Origin of the sequence: Bradyrhizobium sp. 186 (genome assembly GCF_023101685.1) — a bacterium.
Lineage (GTDB): Bacteria > Pseudomonadota > Alphaproteobacteria > Rhizobiales > Xanthobacteraceae > Bradyrhizobium.
This window is the reverse complement of sequence record NZ_CP082164.1, coordinates 3,866,853-3,884,560: the sequence shown is the minus strand read 5'-3', so window position 1 is coordinate 3,884,560 and position 17,708 is coordinate 3,866,853. Positions and strand designations below refer to the sequence as shown.

The following is a 17,708-nucleotide window of genomic DNA, read 5'->3' as shown; positions in this document are numbered from 1 at the left end:
TGCGCTCGGCTAAATTTTCGAAAATAATACACAAGATCGAAAAACGTCAATCTTTGAGGCCGCACCATGAAGCTGTTGTCGTTCGCCGCGGGAGCCCGGGAAAGTTGGGGGGCCGTTATCGAAAACGGCGTCGTGGATCTGGGCCGCGCCTTGCCGCAATACCCGACGCTCGCGGATTTCGTCGGCAGCAATGACTACGAGCGCCGCGACGCCATTGTCGGCCGGCACAAGCCCGACCTGAAGCTCGGCGACATCAAATACCTTCCCGTAATCCCGCGGCCCGAGAAGATCGTGTGCGCGGTGCGCAACTATCTCGACCATCACCACGAAGCGGTGGCGTTCGGCATGAAGCGCGAGATCACGGAATTTCCGCCGATCTTCCTCCGGGTCTGGCGCTCCCAGGTCGGTCACAACGCGCCGGTCATCCGGCCGAAAGTGTCGGACAATTTCGACTGGGAGGGCGAACTCGCCGTCATCATCGGCAAGGGCGGCCGTCATATCAGCCAGGCCGATGCATGGAATCACGTGGCGGGCTACTCGATCTACAACGACGTCAGCGTTCGCGACTGGCAACGGCATGCGCAGCAGATCGCCTCCGGCAAGAACTTCGTCGGCACGGGTCCCTTCGGGCCATGGCTCGTCACGCCGGACGAGATCGGCGATCCGACCAATCTGAAGCTGGAGACTCGCGTCAACGGCACGGTGATGCAGACCTCCACCACCTCGATGCTGATCTTCTCGATCCCGCGCCTGATCGAATATTGCTCGACCATTTTCGACCTCGTGCCGGGCGACGTGATCGCCACCGGCACGCCGGCCGGCGTCGGCTTCACCCGCAAGCCGCCGATCTTCCTCAAGCCCGGCGACGTCGTCGAGGTCGAGATCGAGAACATCGGCGTGTTGCGCAATCCCGTGGTCGACGAGGCATAAGACGGCGGATGACATCCAGTTATGATGTTCGGAAGACCGCGCTCGGTATCGAGACGATCTGGCATGAGCGCGGTCCCCGGCTCGAAAAGCCCCTGCTCGTCGGCACCGCCATTGCCGTGATCCGCAATCCGTTCGCGGGACGCTACGAGCCGGACCTGATGCCGTTTCAAGCTGCTTTGCGCGAGCTTGGGCGCGAGCTCGCGACGAGCCTGATCGCGCAGCTTGGGGGAGCAAGGCATGTCGAAGCCTACGGCAAGGGCATCATCGTCGGCGAAGACGGCGAGCTCGAGCACGGCGCCGTCTGGCACGAGGCGGGGGGACAAGGCATGCGCGAGGTGCTCGGACAGCCGAAGGCGATCGTCCCGGCGGCAAAGACCATCGGCGGTGCAGGCACGCGCCTCATGGTCCCGCTTGGTCACATTCACGCCGCTTATGTCCGAAGTCATTTCGGGACGGCCGAGATGACGCTATGGGATGCTCCCCGGCGCGACGAAATCGCCTTTGGTCTCGTGATGGCAACCGGTGGACGCCCGCATGCGCGGATCGGCGGGCTCTCCGCGTCGGATATTTCGGTTCACGACGGGCAGCGTTGAGACACCCGGACTTGCGGTAGCCCGGAACGGCTAGGCCTTTGGTTCTCGGCGGCTCTGCTGTAAAGCAATTGCCGGAGAGCAGTCGAGGTCAGCATGTCATTGTTGGGCAAGGCGGCCGTCGCAATGTGGTGGAACGTCCGCCCCGAGCAACGCGCGGAGTTCGGCGACTGGCATTCGCACGAGCATTTCCCGGAGCGGATGAGCATTCCCGGCTTCCGGCGCGGCTCGCGATGGACCAGCACCGATGATGCTGATGGCTTCTTCGTGCTCTACGAGCTGGAGCAATACGAAGTCCTCACGTTGCGCGGATATCTCGACCGACTTAACGCACCGACACCATGGTCGACCAAGATGATGCCACATCATCGCGGCATGGTCCGCAGCCAGTGCCGGGTCGCGGCGAGTTTTGGCGGCGGCGTTGCGACCTCGCTCGCCACCATCAGGCTCTCGCCGGAGACCGGACGGGAGACTGAGTTGCAGGCACAACTCTCCGATATCCTCCGCACGCTGGCGCCGCAACCGGGACTGACGGGCGGCCACCTCCTCCTGACCGACACACCCAGGACGAGCTCGCCCACGACCGAGCAGCAGATCCGCGGCAAGGACGGCGCCGCCGACTGGATCATCCTGCTGTCAGGGTACGATGCCGGTGTGGTCGAGCGCGTGGTCGCCGACAAGCTCTCGCCGCCAGCGCTTCACGTCGCAGGCGCGCGGAACAATCCGACCATCGGCCGCTACAGATTGGCGTTTACAATGACGCCGCCGGATGTGGCGGCAGTTTAGCTGGTCCGGCCGGGCGCTCCCCAAAAAAGCCGGCAAGAAATCCGAGATGTCGTGTCGGACCGGCAACGTCTCGTTCGTCCTCGGGGCATGAAGGGGCAACAGACGTCAACGTCGGGCCCATCAATTCATGAGGATGACGAATATGCCCAGCACCGTACGTCTGCACCGCGTTCTGACGACCAGCCCGGAGAAAATCTATCGCGCTTTCCTCGAGGCGGATGCGCTTGCGAAATGGCTGCCGCCGAACGGCTTTGCCTGCACGGTGCATCATTTGGAGCCCAAGGTCGGCGGCACGTTTAGAATGTCGTTCCGCAACTTCACGACGGGCAACAGCCACGCGTTCGGCGGCGAATATGTCGAGCTCGTCCCGAGCGAACGGCTGCGCTACACCGACAAATTCGACGACCCCAATTTGCCCGGCGAAATTCAGGTGACCGTGACGCTGAAGAAAGTCTCCGTCGGCACCGAGCTGGATATCACGCAGGCGGGCATACCGGACGTCATTCCACCGGAAGCCTGTTATCTCGGCTGGCAGGAATCGCTACGGAACTTGGCACGGCTCGTCGAGCCCGAGATCAATCAATAGGGCCAGGACGAGAAAGGGCGCGGGCGGCCGCATGGCTGTGGGGCTACGCGCCCGCCCTCGACTCGAGCCCGCCGGCTGCGGTCCAGCGGTCCGGGTCGGGACTGTGCCCGATCAAGGCGAGGCCGTAGGCGATCGACTCGAACTGGTCCCCCGACATCAGCCGTTCGTTGCCGAACCGCTCGGCGAACAGCCGGCGGACGGCGGGCACGAAGGAGGTCCCGCCGGTCAAGAACACCTTCTCCACCTCGCGCGCGGTGATGCCGGCCTCGCCCAGCACCTTGTCGACGGTAGCGCCGAGCCGGGCGATATCGTCGGCAATCCAGGCTTCGAAGTTCTTCCGTGTGATGGTCGAGCGAATGTCGACGCCGCCGCCATTGAAGTGGAAGTCCACCTCATCCCGGGCCGACAGCGCGACCTTGGCGTCGGACACCGCGCGGTACAGCGAAAAGCCGAGGTCGAAGTCGACGATGGTGATGAAATCCTGAAGCAGGGCCGGCTTCAGCGCGGTGCGCGAAAGCTCCCGCAGCTCGCGCAAATCGCCGTTGCTCTTCATCAGCGCGAGTTGATGCCAGCGCGCGAGGTTGGTGTAGTGACTGTTGGGGATCGGCAGCACCTTGTCGAACGAGCGAAAGCTGGAGCCTTTTCCCAGCCGCGGCGAGACGACGTGGTCGACGATGCGGTAATCGAAGGTGTCGCCCGCGATGCCGATGCCGGCATGGCCGAGCGGCTCGGCGCGCAAGTTGCCGCCTGCTCGCGAGAAACGCATCACGGAAAAATCGCTGGTGCCGCCGCCGAAATCCGCAACCAAGACGGTGGCATCGCGCTCCAGCCGGCGGGCGAAGGAGAACGCTGCTCCCACAGGCTCGTAGACATAGCGCGCGTGGCCGGCGCCCAGCCGTTCGAACGCGGCCCGATAGCGCTGCATCGCCAGCGCCTCGTCGGGATTGCCGCCGGCGAAGCGCACGGGGCGGCCGACCGTGATGCTTGCCGCCTCGAAGCCGAACCTGTCGCTGCCGTGGCGTGCCAGCGTCCGCAGGAACGCCGCGAGGAGGTCCTCGAACTTGTAGCGCTGCCGGAACACCTGGGTGGAATTGAAGCTGGCACTTCCGGCGAAGGTCTTGAACGACTGGAGGAAGCGGTTGATGTGGCGTCCTTCGAGAAACTGCTCGATCGCCCAGGGGCCCCCTTCAGCCTGAGCTCCGGCTCCCGGGCGGTCCTCCCAGAAGCACAGGGCCGACACGTAGACGCTGTGCCGTTGCCCACCATGATCGAAGCGAATGGCTTCGACCCGGCGATCGTCCGCCGCGAGTGCGACGACCGTATTGCTGGTTCCAAAATCGATGCCGATCGAGACGGCGGACGAGGCGCTCGACATGAACCACTCTGACAGATGATTGGAAGGGGCAGACCACTAGCGGCTTTGAATTGCCCTGCCAAGACCCGGTCCATTGTGGCCGGCCGGAATTCGCACCCATCGTGGCGCCGGTGCGCTTCGGGCGAAATAACGCGCCCCTGCTTCCACGTCTTTCTGCGACGGGGAAAGGCATTTTATGGCCACCACCTTGTTACGACAGAAATTTTATGCCCGAAACGGCCGCGTTAACGCGTCATTATGTTGCAATGCGGTAGGTCGGATGCTGCTATGCAATGACACGCATAGACAGTGGCATCTGGTATACATAGATTACCCTCCGAAATGAGACAGCAGTACTGACCGTCTCAAGAAAGGGATTTCCCATGTCCAAGACCGCCTCCGTCGCGCTCGCCCCCTCCACCTCGCTGTTCGCCCGTTTCATGGCGGCGGTCGACCGCTTCCTGATGGCGAGCGCCGAGATCTCGAATCACAACGGCGACCTGCCCCGCTTCGGCCTGTAACCAACGCCTTCCGCGCCGCGACCGCGACGCGCGGGTTTCGGAACAGTCCACATACTACTTTTGATGAATGGCCCCGCACGACGGGGCCATTTCTATTTGCGTTATCCGATTCACAGCCGGGGCCGGAAAGGTCTGCGGCATTTGCGCACGGTGACCGGACCAGCGCTTGAACCTTGGCATAATGAATACAAGAATGCCGCTCCAGCGCTCGCAGAAAAATTAGAGGCGCCACGGGAGGCTTTATGACGGACATGGTGCAGGCAACGGCCCCTACAGCCACGCGGGTTAGCGACACGTATCGCTGGGCGCAATTGGCGGTCGGTGTAGCGGCGATGGTGATGATCGCCAACTATCAATACGGCTGGACGTTCTTCGTCCCCGACATCCAGAAGAAGTTCGGCTGGGATCGCGCCTCGATCCAATGGGCCTTCACGCTCTTCGTGCTGTTCGAGACCTGGCTCGTTCCGGTCGAAGGATGGTTCGTCGATAAATATGGTCCGCGCCTCGTCGTGCTGATCGGCGGCGCGCTCTGCGCGATCGGCTGGGTGATCAATGCGGAGGCCACCACGCTCAACGGCTTCTATCTCGGCATGATCATCGCCGGCATCGGCGCCGGCGGCGTCTACGGCACTTGCGTCGGCAACGCGCTGAAATGGTTTCCCGACAAGCGCGGCCTCGCTGCGGGCATCACGGCCGCAGGCTTCGGCGCCGGCTCCGCGCTCACCGTCGCGCCGATCCAGGCCATGATCAAGGACAGTGGATTCCAGACCACCTTCCTCTATTTCGGCCTGGGCCAAGGCATCATCATCTGCATCCTCGCCTTCTTCCTGCTGGCGCCGAAGCCGGGACAGGTGCCGAGTGTGGTGGCGAATGCCGCGCTGGTGCAGAGCCGTCGCAACTACCAGCCGACCGAGGTGCTGCGCCAGCCGATCTTCTGGCTGATGTACTTCATGTTCGTGATCGTCGGCGCCGGCGGGCTGATGGTAACGGCGAACCTGAAGCCGATCGCGGTCGACTGGAAGGTCGACAGCGTTCCGGTAACACTGATCGGCATGACCATGACGGCGGTGACGTTCGCAGCGACGATTGACCGCGTGCTCAACGGCCTGACGCGTCCGTTCTTCGGCTGGATCTCCGACATGATCGGCCGCGAGAACACGATGTTCCTCGCCTTCGGCATGGAAGGCTTCGGCATCTGGATGCTCTATCTTTGGGGCCACGACCCGATCTGGTTCGTGCTGCTGTCGGGCTTCGTGTTCTTCGCCTGGGGCGAGATCTACTCGCTGTTCCCCTCCACCTGCACCGATACGTTCGGCGCGAAGTTCGCGACCACCAATGCGGGCCTGCTCTACACCGCAAAGGGCACCGCCGCGCTCCTCGTTCCGGTCGCAAACCTGATGCAGCAGGGCTCGGGCAATTGGGACAACGTGTTCATCATCGCGGCCGGCGCCAACATCCTGGCTTCGCTGCTCGCGATCGCGGTGCTCAAGCCCTGGCGCAAGATCGTAGTCGCGAAATCGACCGTCTGATACGCCTCACAAGCGCTATCTCGCGCATGACGCCCGGCCTCGCGGCCGGGCGTTTTCGTTTGCGCAAAGCCTTCTCGATTCCAATAATCCGAACGGAACTGCGCATTTTCTTTGCGCCAGGGCGCCAGTTAAGGCTTGCATTCTGGAATATGGTATACCAAGGTCCCCGCCGCGCTTGCGACGATAAGCCACAATATTTGCGACACTAAGTCATCTTGGCAGCAGTGTTTGCGACCAGACAGGCGCCTTGGGAGGTTGTTGATGATTTCCAGCACGGATGGCGCCGTGACCGCTGCGCCCCTTCGAACCGGTTTCCGTTGGTTCCAACTCGGCATGGGCATCGTCTGCATGGCGATGATCGCCAACCTGCAATATGGCTGGACGCTGTTCGTCGATCCAATCGATGCGGCCCACCATTGGGGACGCGCGGCGATCCAGCTCGCCTTCACCATCTTCGTCGTCACCGAGACCTGGCTGGTGCCGGTCGAAGCCTGGTTCGTCGACAAATACGGCCCGCGCATCGTCATCGTGTTCGGCGGCGTGATGATCGCGCTCTCGTGGATTCTTAACTCGTATGCCGACTCGCTCACCCTGCTCTATGCGGCCGCGGTCGTCGGCGGCATGGGCGCGGGCGCGGTCTACGGTACTTGCGTCGGCAACGCGCTAAAATGGTTTCCCGATCGCCGAGGTCTTGCCGCTGGCGCGACTGCCGCAGGCTTCGGCGCGGGCGCCGCGCTTACCGTGGTGCCGATCGCGATGATGATCGCATCGAGCGGCTACCAGAGCGCGTTCTTGAAGTTCGGCATCGGCCAGGGACTGATCGTGTTCGTGCTCGCCTTCTTCATCCAGCCGCCGCGGATTGCGATCCCGCCGAAAAAGAAGCAGCTCAACCTGCCGCAGACCAAGATCGATTTCACGCCACCGCAGGTGCTGCGTGCCCCTATTTTCTGGGTAATGTACCTCGTTTTCGTCATGGTCGCCTCCGGCGGCCTGATGACCGCGGCGCAGATCGCGCCGATCGCGCACGACTTCAAGATCGCCGACACGCCGGTCACGCTTGCGGGCTTCCAGATGGCGGCACTGACCTTTGCGATCTCGCTCGACCGCATCTTCGACGGCTTTGGCCGGCCGTTCTTCGGCTGGGTCTCCGACACGATCGGCCGCGAGCACACCATGTTCATCGCCTTCGGCACTGCCGCGGTGATGCTGCTGGCGTTGTCGGCCTACGGTCACGTGCCGATCGTGTTCGTGCTCGCGACCGCGGTTTACTTCGGCGTGTTCGGCGAGATCTATTCGCTGTTCCCTGCGACCTGCGGCGACACCTTCGGCTCGAAGTTCGCGACCACCAACAACGGCATGCTTTACACCGCGAAGGGCACCGCCTCGCTGCTGGTCCCGCTCGCAAGCGTGATCTCGACTGCCTACGGCTGGAAGGCCGTGTTCGTGGTGGCGGTGGCGCTGAACGCCACGGCTGCGCTGATGGCACTGTTCGTGATCAAGCCGCTGCGCCGCTCGTTCATCCTCGGCAAGGAAGCCGAGAGCGCGAACACTGCGACGGGCAACGCCAAAACCGAGACGGCGTAGCGACCACACACCTTCACGTCGGTCAGAAGGGGCGCAGCGATGCGCCCCTTTTCTTTTTGCCGGGAGCGACAAACGTCAGCTTGACTGCCGCAAGAATTTTCGGATCAGCCAAATTGAGTCCTTGACGATTGGCATTATGTATACCAAACTTCAATCCATCATTCACCCATGGAGGTTGCAATGCTGGTCGGAGACATTCTGCGCAAGAAGACGCCGCGCGTTGTCACGGTGCGAATGAACGAAACGATGGGTATCGCCGCCAAGCTGATGCGCGCCAACAACATCAGCGCGCTGGTGGTCAAGGACGTGGTCCGCTCGGAAGGCAACACCGCCGTCGGCATGTTCACCGAGCGCGACGTGGTGCGCGCCGTCGCCGAGCACGGCGCCAATGGCGTCAACGTCAAGGTCTCGCAGCTCGTCTCGGTGCAGCAGCTGGTGTCCTGCACCTCGAGCGACACGATCGAGCACGTCCGCCACTTGATGAACCGCAATCACATCCGCCACCTGCCGGTGATCGACGATTACAGCCTCGTCTCCGTCATCAGCATGCGCGACATCGCCGCTGCCATGGACGAAGCGATCAACGGTACGCCGCAAGCAGCCTAAGCGGCACTACCCTTCCCCTGCGACTGCCGGCCCCGGCTCGGATCCTTCCGAGCCGGACCGGATCTTTCGTCCCGGTTTCTGCTCGCGAGGATTTCATGAAGATCTGCATCTACGGCGCCGGCGCGATCGGCGGATATCTCGGGGTTCAGCTCGCACGCGCTGGCGCCGATGTCAGCCTGATCGCGCGCGGCGCCCACCTCGCCGCGATGCGCGAGCGCGGCCTGACGCTGCTCGCAGGCGAAGAGAAGCACACCGTCTATCCCCGCTGCACCGATGATGCCGCCGAGCTCGGCGTGCAGGATTACATCATCATCACGCTGAAGGCGCATTCGATCACCGGCGTGATCGAGAAGATGCAGCCACTGCTCGGGCCCCACACGCGCATTGTCACCGCCGTCAACGGCATCCCCTATTGGTACTTCCACAAGCACGGCGGCCAACACGAGAACTCGACGCTGGAGAGCATTGATCCCGGCGGGCGGCAGTGGCGCGAGCTGGGGGCCGAGCGGGCCATCGGCTGCATCGTCTATCCCGCGACCGAGATCGAGGCGCCCGGCGTGATCCGCCACGTCTACGGCAACAACTTTCCGCTCGGCGAGCCCTCCGGCGAGATCACCGCCGACGTGCAGCGCCTCGCCGATCTCTTTGTCGCCGCCGGCCTGAAGGCCCCGGTGCTCGACCGCATCCGTGACGAGATTTGGCTAAAGCTGTGGGGCAATGTCTGCTTCAACCCGATCAGCGCGCTGACCCATGCAACGCTCGACGTGATCTGCACCGATCCGGCCACACGCGCGCTGTCGCGTGCGATCATGGTGGAGACGCAAGGCATCGCCGAGACATTTGGCGTCAAATTCCGCGTCGATGTCGAGCGCCGCATCGAGGGCGCCCGCAAGGTCGGCGCGCACAAGACCTCGATGCTCCAGGATCTGGAGCGCGGCCGCCCAATGGAGATCGACCCGCTCGTCACGGTGGTGCAGGAGATGGGCCGCCTGACCGGGATTGCGACGCCCGCGCTCGACTCGGTGCTGGCGATGGTGACCCAGCGCGCCCGCATCGCCGGCCTCTATGACGGCGTCTCGACGCCGGCCGATCCGCGCGCCCTGGCGGTGGCATGATGACCGCCGAGACGAAAAAATGGCTGCGCTTTCGTCACGGCGGAGCGACCGGTTTCGGGACACTGACGCCATCCGGCATCAGCGTGCATGAGGGCGAGATGTTCGGCCGCAACGCAGCGAACGGAAAGACGCTGGCGCTGGCCGAAGTCGAGCTGCTGGCACCCTGCGCGCCCAGCAAGATCGTCGCGCTGTGGAACAATTTTCACGCGCTCGCCGCCAAGCTCAACCAGCCCGAGCCGCCGGAGCCGCTCTATCTCCTGAAGGCCACCACCAGCATCGCGGCGCCCGGCGCCGTGATCCGCCGCCCCGCCTCGTATGACGGCAAGACCACCTATGAAGGCGAGCTCGGCATCGTCATCGGCAAGACCTGCGCCCGCGTCACGCCGGCGGAAGCCGATGCCTTCATCTTCGGCTACACCTGCGTCAACGACATCACCGCAAACGACATCCTGACCCGCGACCCGACCTTCGCCCAATGGGCGCGCGCCAAGGGGATCGACGATTACGGCCCGTTCGGGCCGGTGATCACGACCGGCCTAGATCCGGCCAAGCTCACAGTCCGCACCATCCTCAACGGCGCGGAGCGGCAGAACTATCCGATCGCCGACATGATCTTCAGCGCCCAGGAGCTGGTCAGCAAAATTTCGCATGACATGACCCTCCTCCCCGGTGACCTCATCGCCGTCGGCACCTCGGTCGGCGTTGGCGTGATGAAGGAGCCGGCGAATACGGTGACGGTCGCGATCGACGGCATCGGCGAGCTGACCAACGAGTTTCGGCTGTAGCTGCTTCCCTTCTCCCCGTCATTCCGGGGCGCGACCGCCGCCCCGGAATGACAACTGGAAGGTATGGGGCGCGCCCCAAAAACGCGGGAAAACCCGGCAAGCCTCGGAGGGCCATCCACCGATCGGTCGACCCGGCCGGCCTGGATCGCCCCCTCCGAAACACCCCTGCAGCCCGTCCGCCCCTTTGATCTCGGTTCCACTCTCAAATAGCAACACAGGAATGTTGTGTGCCGGCGTGTGGAATTCACGATGTGGCTGTTTTTCCTGGTTGCCTGGTTTGTCCTGCTCGCCGCCATCGCGATCTTCGCCCAGCAGGCGTTTGGTTACGACGTCGGCCACCTGGCCGCCCTGTTTTCGGCCCTGCCGATGCCGCAGCGCATCGCGGCGGGTGCCATCCTGGCCGTGGCGCTGGCGCTGATCGGCCTTCAGGCCTGGCGGATTTCGCGCCAGGACCGGCGTCTCAGCACGCTACGCGACCGCCTCAAGAAGACGCGGGAGGACGTCGTCGTCGCCCATGCCCTGCAAAACCACCTGGACGCGACGGTCCAGCACCTGATCGAGAGCGACCCCCGGGAGGCCGTCTCCGCGCTCCACGACAAGCTGGGCGAGACCGAGCAGCGGGCCCTGCTCCAGCAGAGCCGCAACCAATCCACCGACATGCACGACCAGCTCGCCGAAATCCGCCGCCGCCAGCAGGGGCTGCGCGAGATGGTCGGCAAGGTCGCCGAGCAGCGCCGCGCGGTCGAGCCGGTCTTCACCGAGATCCGCGACCGCCAGAACCAACTCGAGCGCTCCCTGCTCGACCTCGAGACCGACGACCGCAAGAACAACCTCGCCGACCGGCTCAAGGATATCGCGCGCGACGTATCGACGCTGCTGTCCCGGGTGGGCACGGCCCAGGACACGTTCGCGACCCTCAACCAGTACAAGGAAGATCTGGCGAAATCCCACGCCGAGCTGGTGCCGCTGCGCTCGTCCGAGGCCGGCATCGACACCCTGGTCGGCGAATTGAGCCTCAGCCATGAACGCCTCGCCAAGACCATCGACGAGCTCGAGACCGGCGGCGAGACGCCGCTCAGCACACGCGTCGAGGCACTCTCGAGCAACAAGATCGAGATCGAGCAGCGCCTGGCGCGCATCGACGACAGCTCCAACATCCTGAAGGCGATCCGGCTCGATTTCGAGGAGCTCGGTCAGCGCCAGGCGCAGCTCGAACGCTCGCTTGCAGAGGTCGAGACCGACCCCGACGGCAAGACCCTCGCCGACCGCCAGAATGCGCTGAACGATTTTATCATTCAGTCGCGCCAGCGTCTTGGCGCATTGCAAGAGACGCTGACGACATTGAACGCCTTCAAGATCGAGCTTTCGAAGTCGCAGGCCGACCTCGTCCCGCTGAAGGCTCCGGTGTTCGGCATCGAGGCGCTGATCGCCGAGGTCAGCACCACCCGCGACCTCCTCGCCAACACCGTCGGCGAGATTGAAGCGAACGGCGATGTGACGCTCACCTCACGTGTCGACGCACTCACCAAGAGCAAGCGCGAGGTCGAGGACCGTCTCGTCCGCATCTTCGACAATTTCAACGCCCTCGACGGCTTGCGCAAGGACATCGGCGGCATCTTCTCGACCATCAGGAACAGCCTGAACCGGATCGGGTGAAACACGCACGGGATTCGAACCGCGATCCATATCCATGCGACCAACCTCGCATGCGCTTCATCCTCGGTCTCCTCTCCGCTCTGCTCGGCATGCTCGCCGGCTGGTCCGCGCTTGCAGCGCTGGTGATCATGCTGGCCGGGCCGGACCGCGATGGCGGCATCGCCATGGGTGCATTCTTCAACATCGGCCCGATAGGCGGCGTGGTCGGCCTGATCGCTGGCATCTGGCTATTCGCGCGCATCGGCCTCGTTCGAAACAGTGCGGCTCCGCCCGTTGCGGAAACATCCAACGCCGCAGTTCGCGCCGAGACGCGCCTGTCTTTCCCCTTCGCCGTCACGCTTCTGCTGATCACAGCAGGCCTGGTCTGGTGGGCGTGGTACGAGTTCATCCGCTCGCCCTATCTCAGCCACGGCTTCATGACGCTCGAGCTTCAGTTCCGATTGCCCCCCGGAATGACCCTGCCGGATGACAAGGAGGACGTGCAGATCGAGGTCGAGGAAGCGCGGGGGCATGCGATCGCATCGCCGGCTGCAAGTTGGCGCGCTCATGATGGCGACCGCCCGGTGATCCTCGCCTCCGCCTCGCTGATGTACAAGACGCGCCACCGGGTCGTCAGCCTGACGCTCCCGGGCAGTCCTGCGGAAACCTGGCAGATCGATCTTCCGTCAGACCCAGATCCCACGCCCGGTTATTCGCCGTGGCGCGTTGCAGGCGAGCCATCGCGCGCAAGGATCGAGATGAATTTTCGTCTGCGTGCTGATCGCTGACGAACGCGCGGCGCAGCTGCGAAACATTTGGACACACATCACAGCTCCCGCACGCCAGACATATGCCGCCAACATGTCCCGCGTCCGCCGCACTGTAGACGCATTCCGACGCCCATCTGTGAGGCGTGTCTGGGGGCACGGCGTCGCCGTGTTTGGACCAAACCTTCAGGGGTATGACTGTGAAGAAGATTGTATTTGTCGTGGGTGCTACGCTTGCTCTGGTGACGGCTGCGAATGCCGCGGATCTGCCGCGCCGGCAGCCCGTCTATGTCCAGCAGCAGGCGCCGATCGGCAAGATGCCGATTGGCAAGAGCCCGGTTGGAAAGTCCCCGATCGGCAAGGCGCCGGGCCCGGTGGCGTCGCGCTACTGACGCGTGATCTAGCAAGCGCTGAATCAGCGTGAACGGCCGGCAGTCGAGGGGGCACAACGTGACGAACAAAGCTGATCGATCGGGATCCTGCCTGCTCGCAGGGCTCGGCCTTGCGGCCATGATCGCGTGCACGATGCCATCGGCCTCGGCCCACGAAGCGAACAAGCGCGTTGCTGACGCGAATGCGCTTGTCTCGAACGACCCTGGATCAGAACCGGCACCGCAATCGGCGCGACGGCCTGTCGCAAGAGCGGAGAAGGGTCCCTACTACGTCGATTTCCGCGCACGTACGGCCGCGAGTTGGGGCCACGCCTTCGTCTGGTACGGCAAGACCAGCGAACGCGCCGTCGAGGTCGCCGGCCTCACGCCCGCCGGTGACACCTGGGCTTACGTGCTCGGTCACCTGACCTGGGTGCCGTCCGAGACCGGCGCAAGCTACGGCGATCTCGATCCGGACTATTTGACCGCCAGCTATCGCGTCTACCTGAGCGAAGCCGACGCCAAACGCGTGTTCGCCTACATCAAGAAATTGCAGGCGAGTTCGCCGGTCTGGAACGCCGAGACCACGAACTGCACCGGCTTCATCGGCGACATCGCTGAATTCATGGGACTGAAGGTCCCGTACCGCTGGCAGCGCCCGGAAAACTTCGTCAACACCCTCAAGGAAATAAACGGTGGCCGCCAGATGGTGCGGCTGTCGGCGGAGTAGCAAGCCGCGTTCCCGCCGTCGTCCTGGCAAAAGCCAAGACGACGCGGTGAGGCACCGCACATCCGAAATTATCCGCCCTGCGGAATCATCCACACCCCTCGCATAATCGCCCCGCCCCCACCACGCCGGCGCAATAGACTTTTGCTACCCCGGGCGGCATCCTGCCGCCATCAACCGATAACAGAGCCCGCGAGCCACGCGGGCGGGGGAAACAGGTCATGTTGCAGACACGGTTCACAAAACTCGTCGGCGTCGAGCATCCGATCGTCCAAGGCGGCATGCAATGGGTCGGGCGCGCCGAGCTGGTCGCGGCGGTCGCGAACGCCGGGGCGCTCGGCTTCATCACGGCGCTGACGCAGCCGACGCCGGAAGATCTGACCAAGGAGATCGCGCGCTGCCGCGACCTCACCGACAAGCCTTTTGGCGTCAACCTCACCATCCTGCCCGCGATCAAGCCGCCGCCTTACGCCGAATATCGCGCCGCAATCATCGAGAGCGGCGTCACAGTGGTGGAGACCGCCGGCAACAAGCCGCAGGAACATGTCGACGAGTTCAGGAAGCACGGCGTCAAGGTCGTGCACAAATGCACCAGCGTCCGCCACGCGCTCTCCGCCGAGCGCATGGGCGTCGATGCCATCTCGATCGACGGCTTCGAATGCGCCGGCCACCCCGGCGAGGACGACACGCCCGGCCTGATCCTGATCCCGGCCGCCGCCAACAAGATTAAGATCCCGATGATCGCCTCTGGCGGGTTCGCCGATGCGCGCGGCCTCGTCGCCGCGCTGGCGCTGGGCGCCGACGGCATCAACATGGGCACGCGCTTCATGGCCACCAGGGAAAGCCCGATCCACCAGCTGATCAAGGAGAAGATCGTCGCCAATGACGAGCGCGAGACCGAACTGATCTTCCGCACCATGCGCAACACCTCGCGTGTCGCCAGGAACGAGATATCCAGCAAGGTCGTCGCGTTGGAGAAGGAAGGCGCCAAATTCGAGGACATCCGCGACCTCGTCGCGGGCGCCCGCGGCAAGATGGTCTATGCAACGGGCAATTCCGACGAAGGCATCTGGTCGGCCGGTCAGGTCCAGGGACTGATCCAGGACATCCCGAGCTGCGCCGAACTGGTCTCCCGCATCGTGCGCGAGGCGGAAGCCATCATTCGTAGCCGGCTCGAAGGGATGATCGTTCATCCGACAGCGCAAGCCGCGGAATAATCACTGTAAGAAGCGAGAGCAATTCATGAAGGCTTATGTCTATGGCCCTGACGGGGCAGCGATTTCCGACGTCGCAAAGCCCACGCCAAAAGGCACGCAAGTGCTGGTCCGCGTCCGCGCCTGCGGCCTGAACCGCGCCGACACCGGCATGCGCAAGGGCCACGCGCATGGTGCGGCCGGTGGCGTCGGCGCCGTACTCGGCATGGAATGGGCCGGCGAAGTCGCCGAGCTCGGGCCTCACGCGAAAGGCGTCAAGGTCGGTGACCGCATCATGGGCTCGGGCGGTGCTGCGTTCGCGGAATATACGCTGGCCGATCACGGCCGGCTGTTCCGCGCACCCTCAAACATGAATTTCGAGGAAGCCGCCACCCTCCCCGTCGCGCTCGCGACGATGCACAACGCCGTCGTCACCGTCGGCGGCGTGCAACCCGGCCAAAGCGTGCTGATCCAGGGCGCAAGCTCCGGCGTCGGCCTGATGGCGATGCAGATCGCCAAGCTGAAAGGCGCCAAGTTGGTGATCGGCTCGTCGACCGATTCCTATCGCCGCGGCCGGCTGACGGAATATGGCGCCGACCTCGCCGTCGACTCGTCCGATCCCAAGTGGGTCGACGAGGTGCTGAAGGCGACGAACGGCGAAGGCGTCGACCTCATCGTCGACCAGGTCTCCGGCAAAGTCGCCAACCAGAACCTCGCTGCGACCAAAATCAAGGGCCGCATCGTCAATGTCGGCCGGCTCGGCGGCACCCATGCCGATTTCAACTTCGACCTGCATGCGGCGCGCCGCATCAACTATGTCGGCGTCACCTTCCGCACCCGCACCATCGAGGAGGTCCGCGAGATCTTCGACGAAGTCCGCAAGGACATCTGGGGCGCGGTGGAATCGCGAAAGCTGCAACTGCCGATCGACAAGGTGTTCGCATTCGACGACATCAATGAGGCCTTCGAGCACATGGAGGCGAACAAGCACCTCGGCAAGATTGTCGTGACGATGTGATTGCGTGACTGTCATTCCGGGGCGGTCCGAGGGACCGAACCCGAAATCTCGAGATTCCGGGTTGCCTTCGGCGCCCCGGAATGACGGAATTAAAGGCGAACCGACCGTTCTATTCGGAACAGTTCGCAGCAGCATCGCTCCTGCAAATCACTAGCGACTACACCTGTGGATCATCGCTTGATGTTCGCCCGTGGGCTGCTAAATCCCCGCCATGACCTCCCAGCACAGCAAGACATCGGTCGCAGCGATCTCGATCTTCGCCAGCGGCGGCATGGCGGCGGCCAAATTCGCGGTCGGCATCGCGATCGGCTCGCTCGCGCTGATCTCCGAGGCCCTGCACTCCTCGGTCGACCTGATCGCGACCATCATCACCTGGGCGGTGGTTCGGGTGTCCGACAAGCCAGCCGACGAGGAGCACCATTACGGCCACGGCAAGCTCGAAAGCATCTCCGCGCTCGGCGTTACCGCCCTGCTCTACGTGCTCGCCGGCGGCATCCTGGTCGAAGCCTATAGCCGCCTGCGCGAGGGAACCCCGCCGCCGACGATCTCGGCCGTGCCGTTCGTCGTGCTGGTGATCGACATCGTGGTCAATCTTTGGCGCGCCCGCGCGCTGCATCGCGCCGCGCGGGAAACGCGGAGCCAGGCGCTCGCCGCGGACGCGCTGCATTTCGCCTCCGACGTCATGGGCTCCTTCGCCGTGATCGTCGGCCTGATGCTTGCCGCCCTCGGCTATTGGTGGGGCGACGCCGCGGCCGCAGCGGCCGTCGCCGTGATGATTGCGCTACTCGGCCTGCGCATGGCCGGCTCGACCGTGCAAACGCTGGTCGACCGCGCGCCGGAAGGCGCCCAGGAGCAGGCGACCGCCGCGATTCGCGGCGTGCCCGGCGTAATCGACGTCGAGCGATTGCGGGTGCGCATGGTCGGTGCAACCTATTTCATCGACACCATCGCAAAGGTGCCGCGCACCTATCCGATCGACCGTGTCGAAGAGATCAAGCGCAACGCGCAAGCGGCCGTGACCAAGGCATTCGGCGATACTGACCTCACCTTCACGGCCGTCCCCGTCGCACGCGACAACGAGACCGTGCGGGACCGCATCATGGTGATTGCGCGCAATTCGGGCCTCGCCATCCACCACGTCACGGTGTACGACCTCGGCGCCAAGCTGATTGTCGGCATCGACCTCGAGGTCGACGGCGAGATGGCGCTCGACGCTGCCCATGACGTCGCCAACACGCTGGAGCGCAACATCCAGGAGGAGTTCGGCGCCGACGTGGAGATCGACGTCCATATCGAGCCGTTGGAGCCGGAACTTCCGTTCGGTGTCGACGCAGCGCCCGAACGAGTGCAGACTATCGCGGCCGCGCTCACCGAATATGCCGCCGGCGGCGATATCCACGACATCCACAATGTGCGTGTCCGCAACACCGATGCCGGCGAGATCGTCAACTTCCATTGCCGCGCCACGCCGTCGATGAGCGTGATTAGAGTGCACGAGCATGTCGATGCGATCGAGCGCGCGCTGCGGCGCGCGTTCCCCACCGTGAAGCGCGTGATCAGTCACGCCGAGCCGCCGCGCGCGTGATTCAGTGCGCGCGAAGAGTCACACGT

The 17,708-nt window shown here is 64.0% G+C and carries 18 protein-coding genes; 17 read left to right on the top strand and 1 reads right to left on the bottom strand.

The annotated features are described in order from the left end of the window. Window positions 1–66 precede the first annotated feature (66 nt). From IVB18_RS18470 to IVB18_RS18455, 4 genes are all read left to right on the top strand, one after another. On the top strand, window positions 67–930 hold the full coding sequence (locus IVB18_RS18470) for a fumarylacetoacetate hydrolase family protein (protein WP_247990432.1): 864 nt from the start codon (window positions 67–69) through the stop codon (window positions 928–930). An 8-nt stretch (window positions 931–938) separates the two neighbouring features. Beyond that, a complete protein-coding gene (locus IVB18_RS18465; RefSeq protein WP_247990431.1) occupies window positions 939–1,523 on the top strand; it encodes an amino acid synthesis family protein in 585 nt (194 codons plus the stop codon). A gap of 93 nt (window positions 1,524–1,616) precedes the next feature. Beyond that, window positions 1,617–2,306 (top strand): hypothetical protein, encoded by a 690-nt coding sequence (locus IVB18_RS18460; RefSeq protein WP_247990430.1) that lies wholly within the window; start codon window positions 1,617–1,619, stop codon window positions 2,304–2,306. A 142-nt stretch (window positions 2,307–2,448) separates the two neighbouring features. After that, window positions 2,449–2,892 (top strand): SRPBCC family protein, encoded by a 444-nt coding sequence (locus IVB18_RS18455; protein WP_247990429.1) that lies wholly within the window; start codon window positions 2,449–2,451, stop codon window positions 2,890–2,892. A 43-nt stretch (window positions 2,893–2,935) separates the two neighbouring features. Here the strand turns inward: IVB18_RS18455 and IVB18_RS18450 are convergent, their stop codons facing one another. After that, a complete protein-coding gene (locus tag IVB18_RS18450) occupies window positions 2,936–4,267 on the bottom strand; it encodes an Hsp70 family protein (protein WP_247990428.1) in 1,332 nt (443 codons plus the stop codon). A 362-nt stretch (window positions 4,268–4,629) separates the two neighbouring features. On the opposite strand from IVB18_RS18450, the gene IVB18_RS18445 reads away from it, so the two are divergent. From IVB18_RS18445 to IVB18_RS18385, 13 genes are all read left to right on the top strand, one after another. After that, window positions 4,630–4,767: a hypothetical protein gene (locus IVB18_RS18445; protein WP_200299373.1), complete on the top strand. Its 138-nt coding sequence runs from the start codon at window positions 4,630–4,632 to the stop codon at window positions 4,765–4,767. A gap of 242 nt (window positions 4,768–5,009) precedes the next feature. Next, window positions 5,010–6,296 (top strand): oxalate/formate MFS antiporter, encoded by a 1,287-nt coding sequence (gene oxlT / locus IVB18_RS18440; protein WP_247990427.1) that lies wholly within the window; start codon window positions 5,010–5,012, stop codon window positions 6,294–6,296. 261 nt (window positions 6,297–6,557) lie between these two features. Then, on the top strand, window positions 6,558–7,880 hold the full coding sequence (gene oxlT, locus IVB18_RS18435; protein ID WP_247990426.1) for an oxalate/formate MFS antiporter: 1,323 nt from the start codon (window positions 6,558–6,560) through the stop codon (window positions 7,878–7,880). 180 nt (window positions 7,881–8,060) lie between these two features. Further along, window positions 8,061–8,486 carry a CBS domain-containing protein gene (locus IVB18_RS18430; RefSeq protein WP_247990425.1) on the top strand — a complete coding sequence of 142 codons (426 nt, stop codon included), beginning with the start codon at window positions 8,061–8,063 and terminating at the stop codon, window positions 8,484–8,486. Window positions 8,487–8,581: 95 nt separating this feature from the next. Next, window positions 8,582–9,601: a 2-dehydropantoate 2-reductase gene (locus IVB18_RS18425; RefSeq protein ID WP_247990424.1), complete on the top strand. Its 1,020-nt coding sequence runs from the start codon at window positions 8,582–8,584 to the stop codon at window positions 9,599–9,601. Next, window positions 9,598–10,386, top strand: a complete 789-nt coding sequence (locus IVB18_RS18420) for a fumarylacetoacetate hydrolase family protein (protein WP_247990423.1) — start codon at window positions 9,598–9,600, stop codon at window positions 10,384–10,386. The genes IVB18_RS18425 and IVB18_RS18420 overlap by 4 nt, the downstream gene beginning before the upstream one ends. 249 nt (window positions 10,387–10,635) lie before the next feature. Next, window positions 10,636–12,042, top strand: coding sequence for a hypothetical protein (locus tag IVB18_RS18415; protein ID WP_247990422.1), 1,407 nt, complete (start codon window positions 10,636–10,638; stop codon window positions 12,040–12,042). Between the two features lie 50 nt (window positions 12,043–12,092). Further along, window positions 12,093–12,809 carry a hypothetical protein gene (locus IVB18_RS18410; protein ID WP_247990421.1) on the top strand — a complete coding sequence of 239 codons (717 nt, stop codon included), beginning with the start codon at window positions 12,093–12,095 and terminating at the stop codon, window positions 12,807–12,809. 173 nt (window positions 12,810–12,982) lie between these two features. Beyond that, window positions 12,983–13,180, top strand: a complete 198-nt coding sequence (locus tag IVB18_RS18405) for a hypothetical protein (RefSeq protein ID WP_247990420.1) — start codon at window positions 12,983–12,985, stop codon at window positions 13,178–13,180. Between the two features lie 58 nt (window positions 13,181–13,238). Continuing rightward, window positions 13,239–13,889, top strand: a complete 651-nt coding sequence (locus tag IVB18_RS18400; protein ID WP_247990419.1) for a hypothetical protein — start codon at window positions 13,239–13,241, stop codon at window positions 13,887–13,889. A 218-nt stretch (window positions 13,890–14,107) separates the two neighbouring features. After that, window positions 14,108–15,103: a nitronate monooxygenase family protein gene (locus tag IVB18_RS18395; protein WP_247990418.1), complete on the top strand. Its 996-nt coding sequence runs from the start codon at window positions 14,108–14,110 to the stop codon at window positions 15,101–15,103. A 25-nt stretch (window positions 15,104–15,128) separates the two neighbouring features. Further along, complete coding sequence (locus IVB18_RS18390; protein WP_247990417.1) at window positions 15,129–16,097, top strand: zinc-binding dehydrogenase; 969 nt, start codon at window positions 15,129–15,131, stop codon at window positions 16,095–16,097. Between the two features lie 211 nt (window positions 16,098–16,308). Next, window positions 16,309–17,682 (top strand): cation-efflux pump, encoded by a 1,374-nt coding sequence (locus tag IVB18_RS18385; RefSeq protein ID WP_247990416.1) that lies wholly within the window; start codon window positions 16,309–16,311, stop codon window positions 17,680–17,682. Window positions 17,683–17,708 lie beyond the last annotated feature (26 nt).

What these genes read in the sequence shown, in the direction of transcription:
- IVB18_RS18420 (WP_247990423.1), top strand. Translation starts at nt 9,598, where the DNA reads ATGATGACCGCCGAGACGAAAAAATGGCTGCGCTTTCGTCACGGCGGA.
- IVB18_RS18385 (WP_247990416.1), top strand. Translation starts at nt 16,309, where the DNA reads ATGACCTCCCAGCACAGCAAGACATCGGTCGCAGCGATCTCGATCTTC.
- IVB18_RS18425 (WP_247990424.1), top strand. Translation starts at nt 8,582, where the DNA reads ATGAAGATCTGCATCTACGGCGCCGGCGCGATCGGCGGATATCTCGGG.
- IVB18_RS18460 (WP_247990430.1), top strand. Translation starts at nt 1,617, where the DNA reads ATGTCATTGTTGGGCAAGGCGGCCGTCGCAATGTGGTGGAACGTCCGC.
- IVB18_RS18470 (WP_247990432.1), top strand. Translation starts at nt 67, where the DNA reads ATGAAGCTGTTGTCGTTCGCCGCGGGAGCCCGGGAAAGTTGGGGGGCC.
- IVB18_RS18430 (WP_247990425.1), top strand. Translation starts at nt 8,061, where the DNA reads ATGCTGGTCGGAGACATTCTGCGCAAGAAGACGCCGCGCGTTGTCACG.
- IVB18_RS18405 (WP_247990420.1), top strand. Translation starts at nt 12,983, where the DNA reads ATGACTGTGAAGAAGATTGTATTTGTCGTGGGTGCTACGCTTGCTCTG.
- IVB18_RS18415 (WP_247990422.1), top strand. Translation starts at nt 10,636, where the DNA reads ATGTGGCTGTTTTTCCTGGTTGCCTGGTTTGTCCTGCTCGCCGCCATC.
- oxlT (WP_247990427.1), top strand. Translation starts at nt 5,010, where the DNA reads ATGACGGACATGGTGCAGGCAACGGCCCCTACAGCCACGCGGGTTAGC.
- IVB18_RS18455 (WP_247990429.1), top strand. Translation starts at nt 2,449, where the DNA reads ATGCCCAGCACCGTACGTCTGCACCGCGTTCTGACGACCAGCCCGGAG.
- IVB18_RS18445 (WP_200299373.1), top strand. Translation starts at nt 4,630, where the DNA reads ATGTCCAAGACCGCCTCCGTCGCGCTCGCCCCCTCCACCTCGCTGTTC.
- IVB18_RS18450 (WP_247990428.1), bottom strand. Translation starts at nt 4,267, where the DNA reads ATGTCGAGCGCCTCGTCCGCCGTCTCGATCGGCATCGATTTTGGAACC.
- IVB18_RS18395 (WP_247990418.1), top strand. Translation starts at nt 14,108, where the DNA reads ATGTTGCAGACACGGTTCACAAAACTCGTCGGCGTCGAGCATCCGATC.
- IVB18_RS18465 (WP_247990431.1), top strand. Translation starts at nt 939, where the DNA reads ATGACATCCAGTTATGATGTTCGGAAGACCGCGCTCGGTATCGAGACG.
- IVB18_RS18410 (WP_247990421.1), top strand. Translation starts at nt 12,093, where the DNA reads ATGCGCTTCATCCTCGGTCTCCTCTCCGCTCTGCTCGGCATGCTCGCC.
- oxlT (WP_247990426.1), top strand. Translation starts at nt 6,558, where the DNA reads ATGATTTCCAGCACGGATGGCGCCGTGACCGCTGCGCCCCTTCGAACC.
- IVB18_RS18390 (WP_247990417.1), top strand. Translation starts at nt 15,129, where the DNA reads ATGAAGGCTTATGTCTATGGCCCTGACGGGGCAGCGATTTCCGACGTC.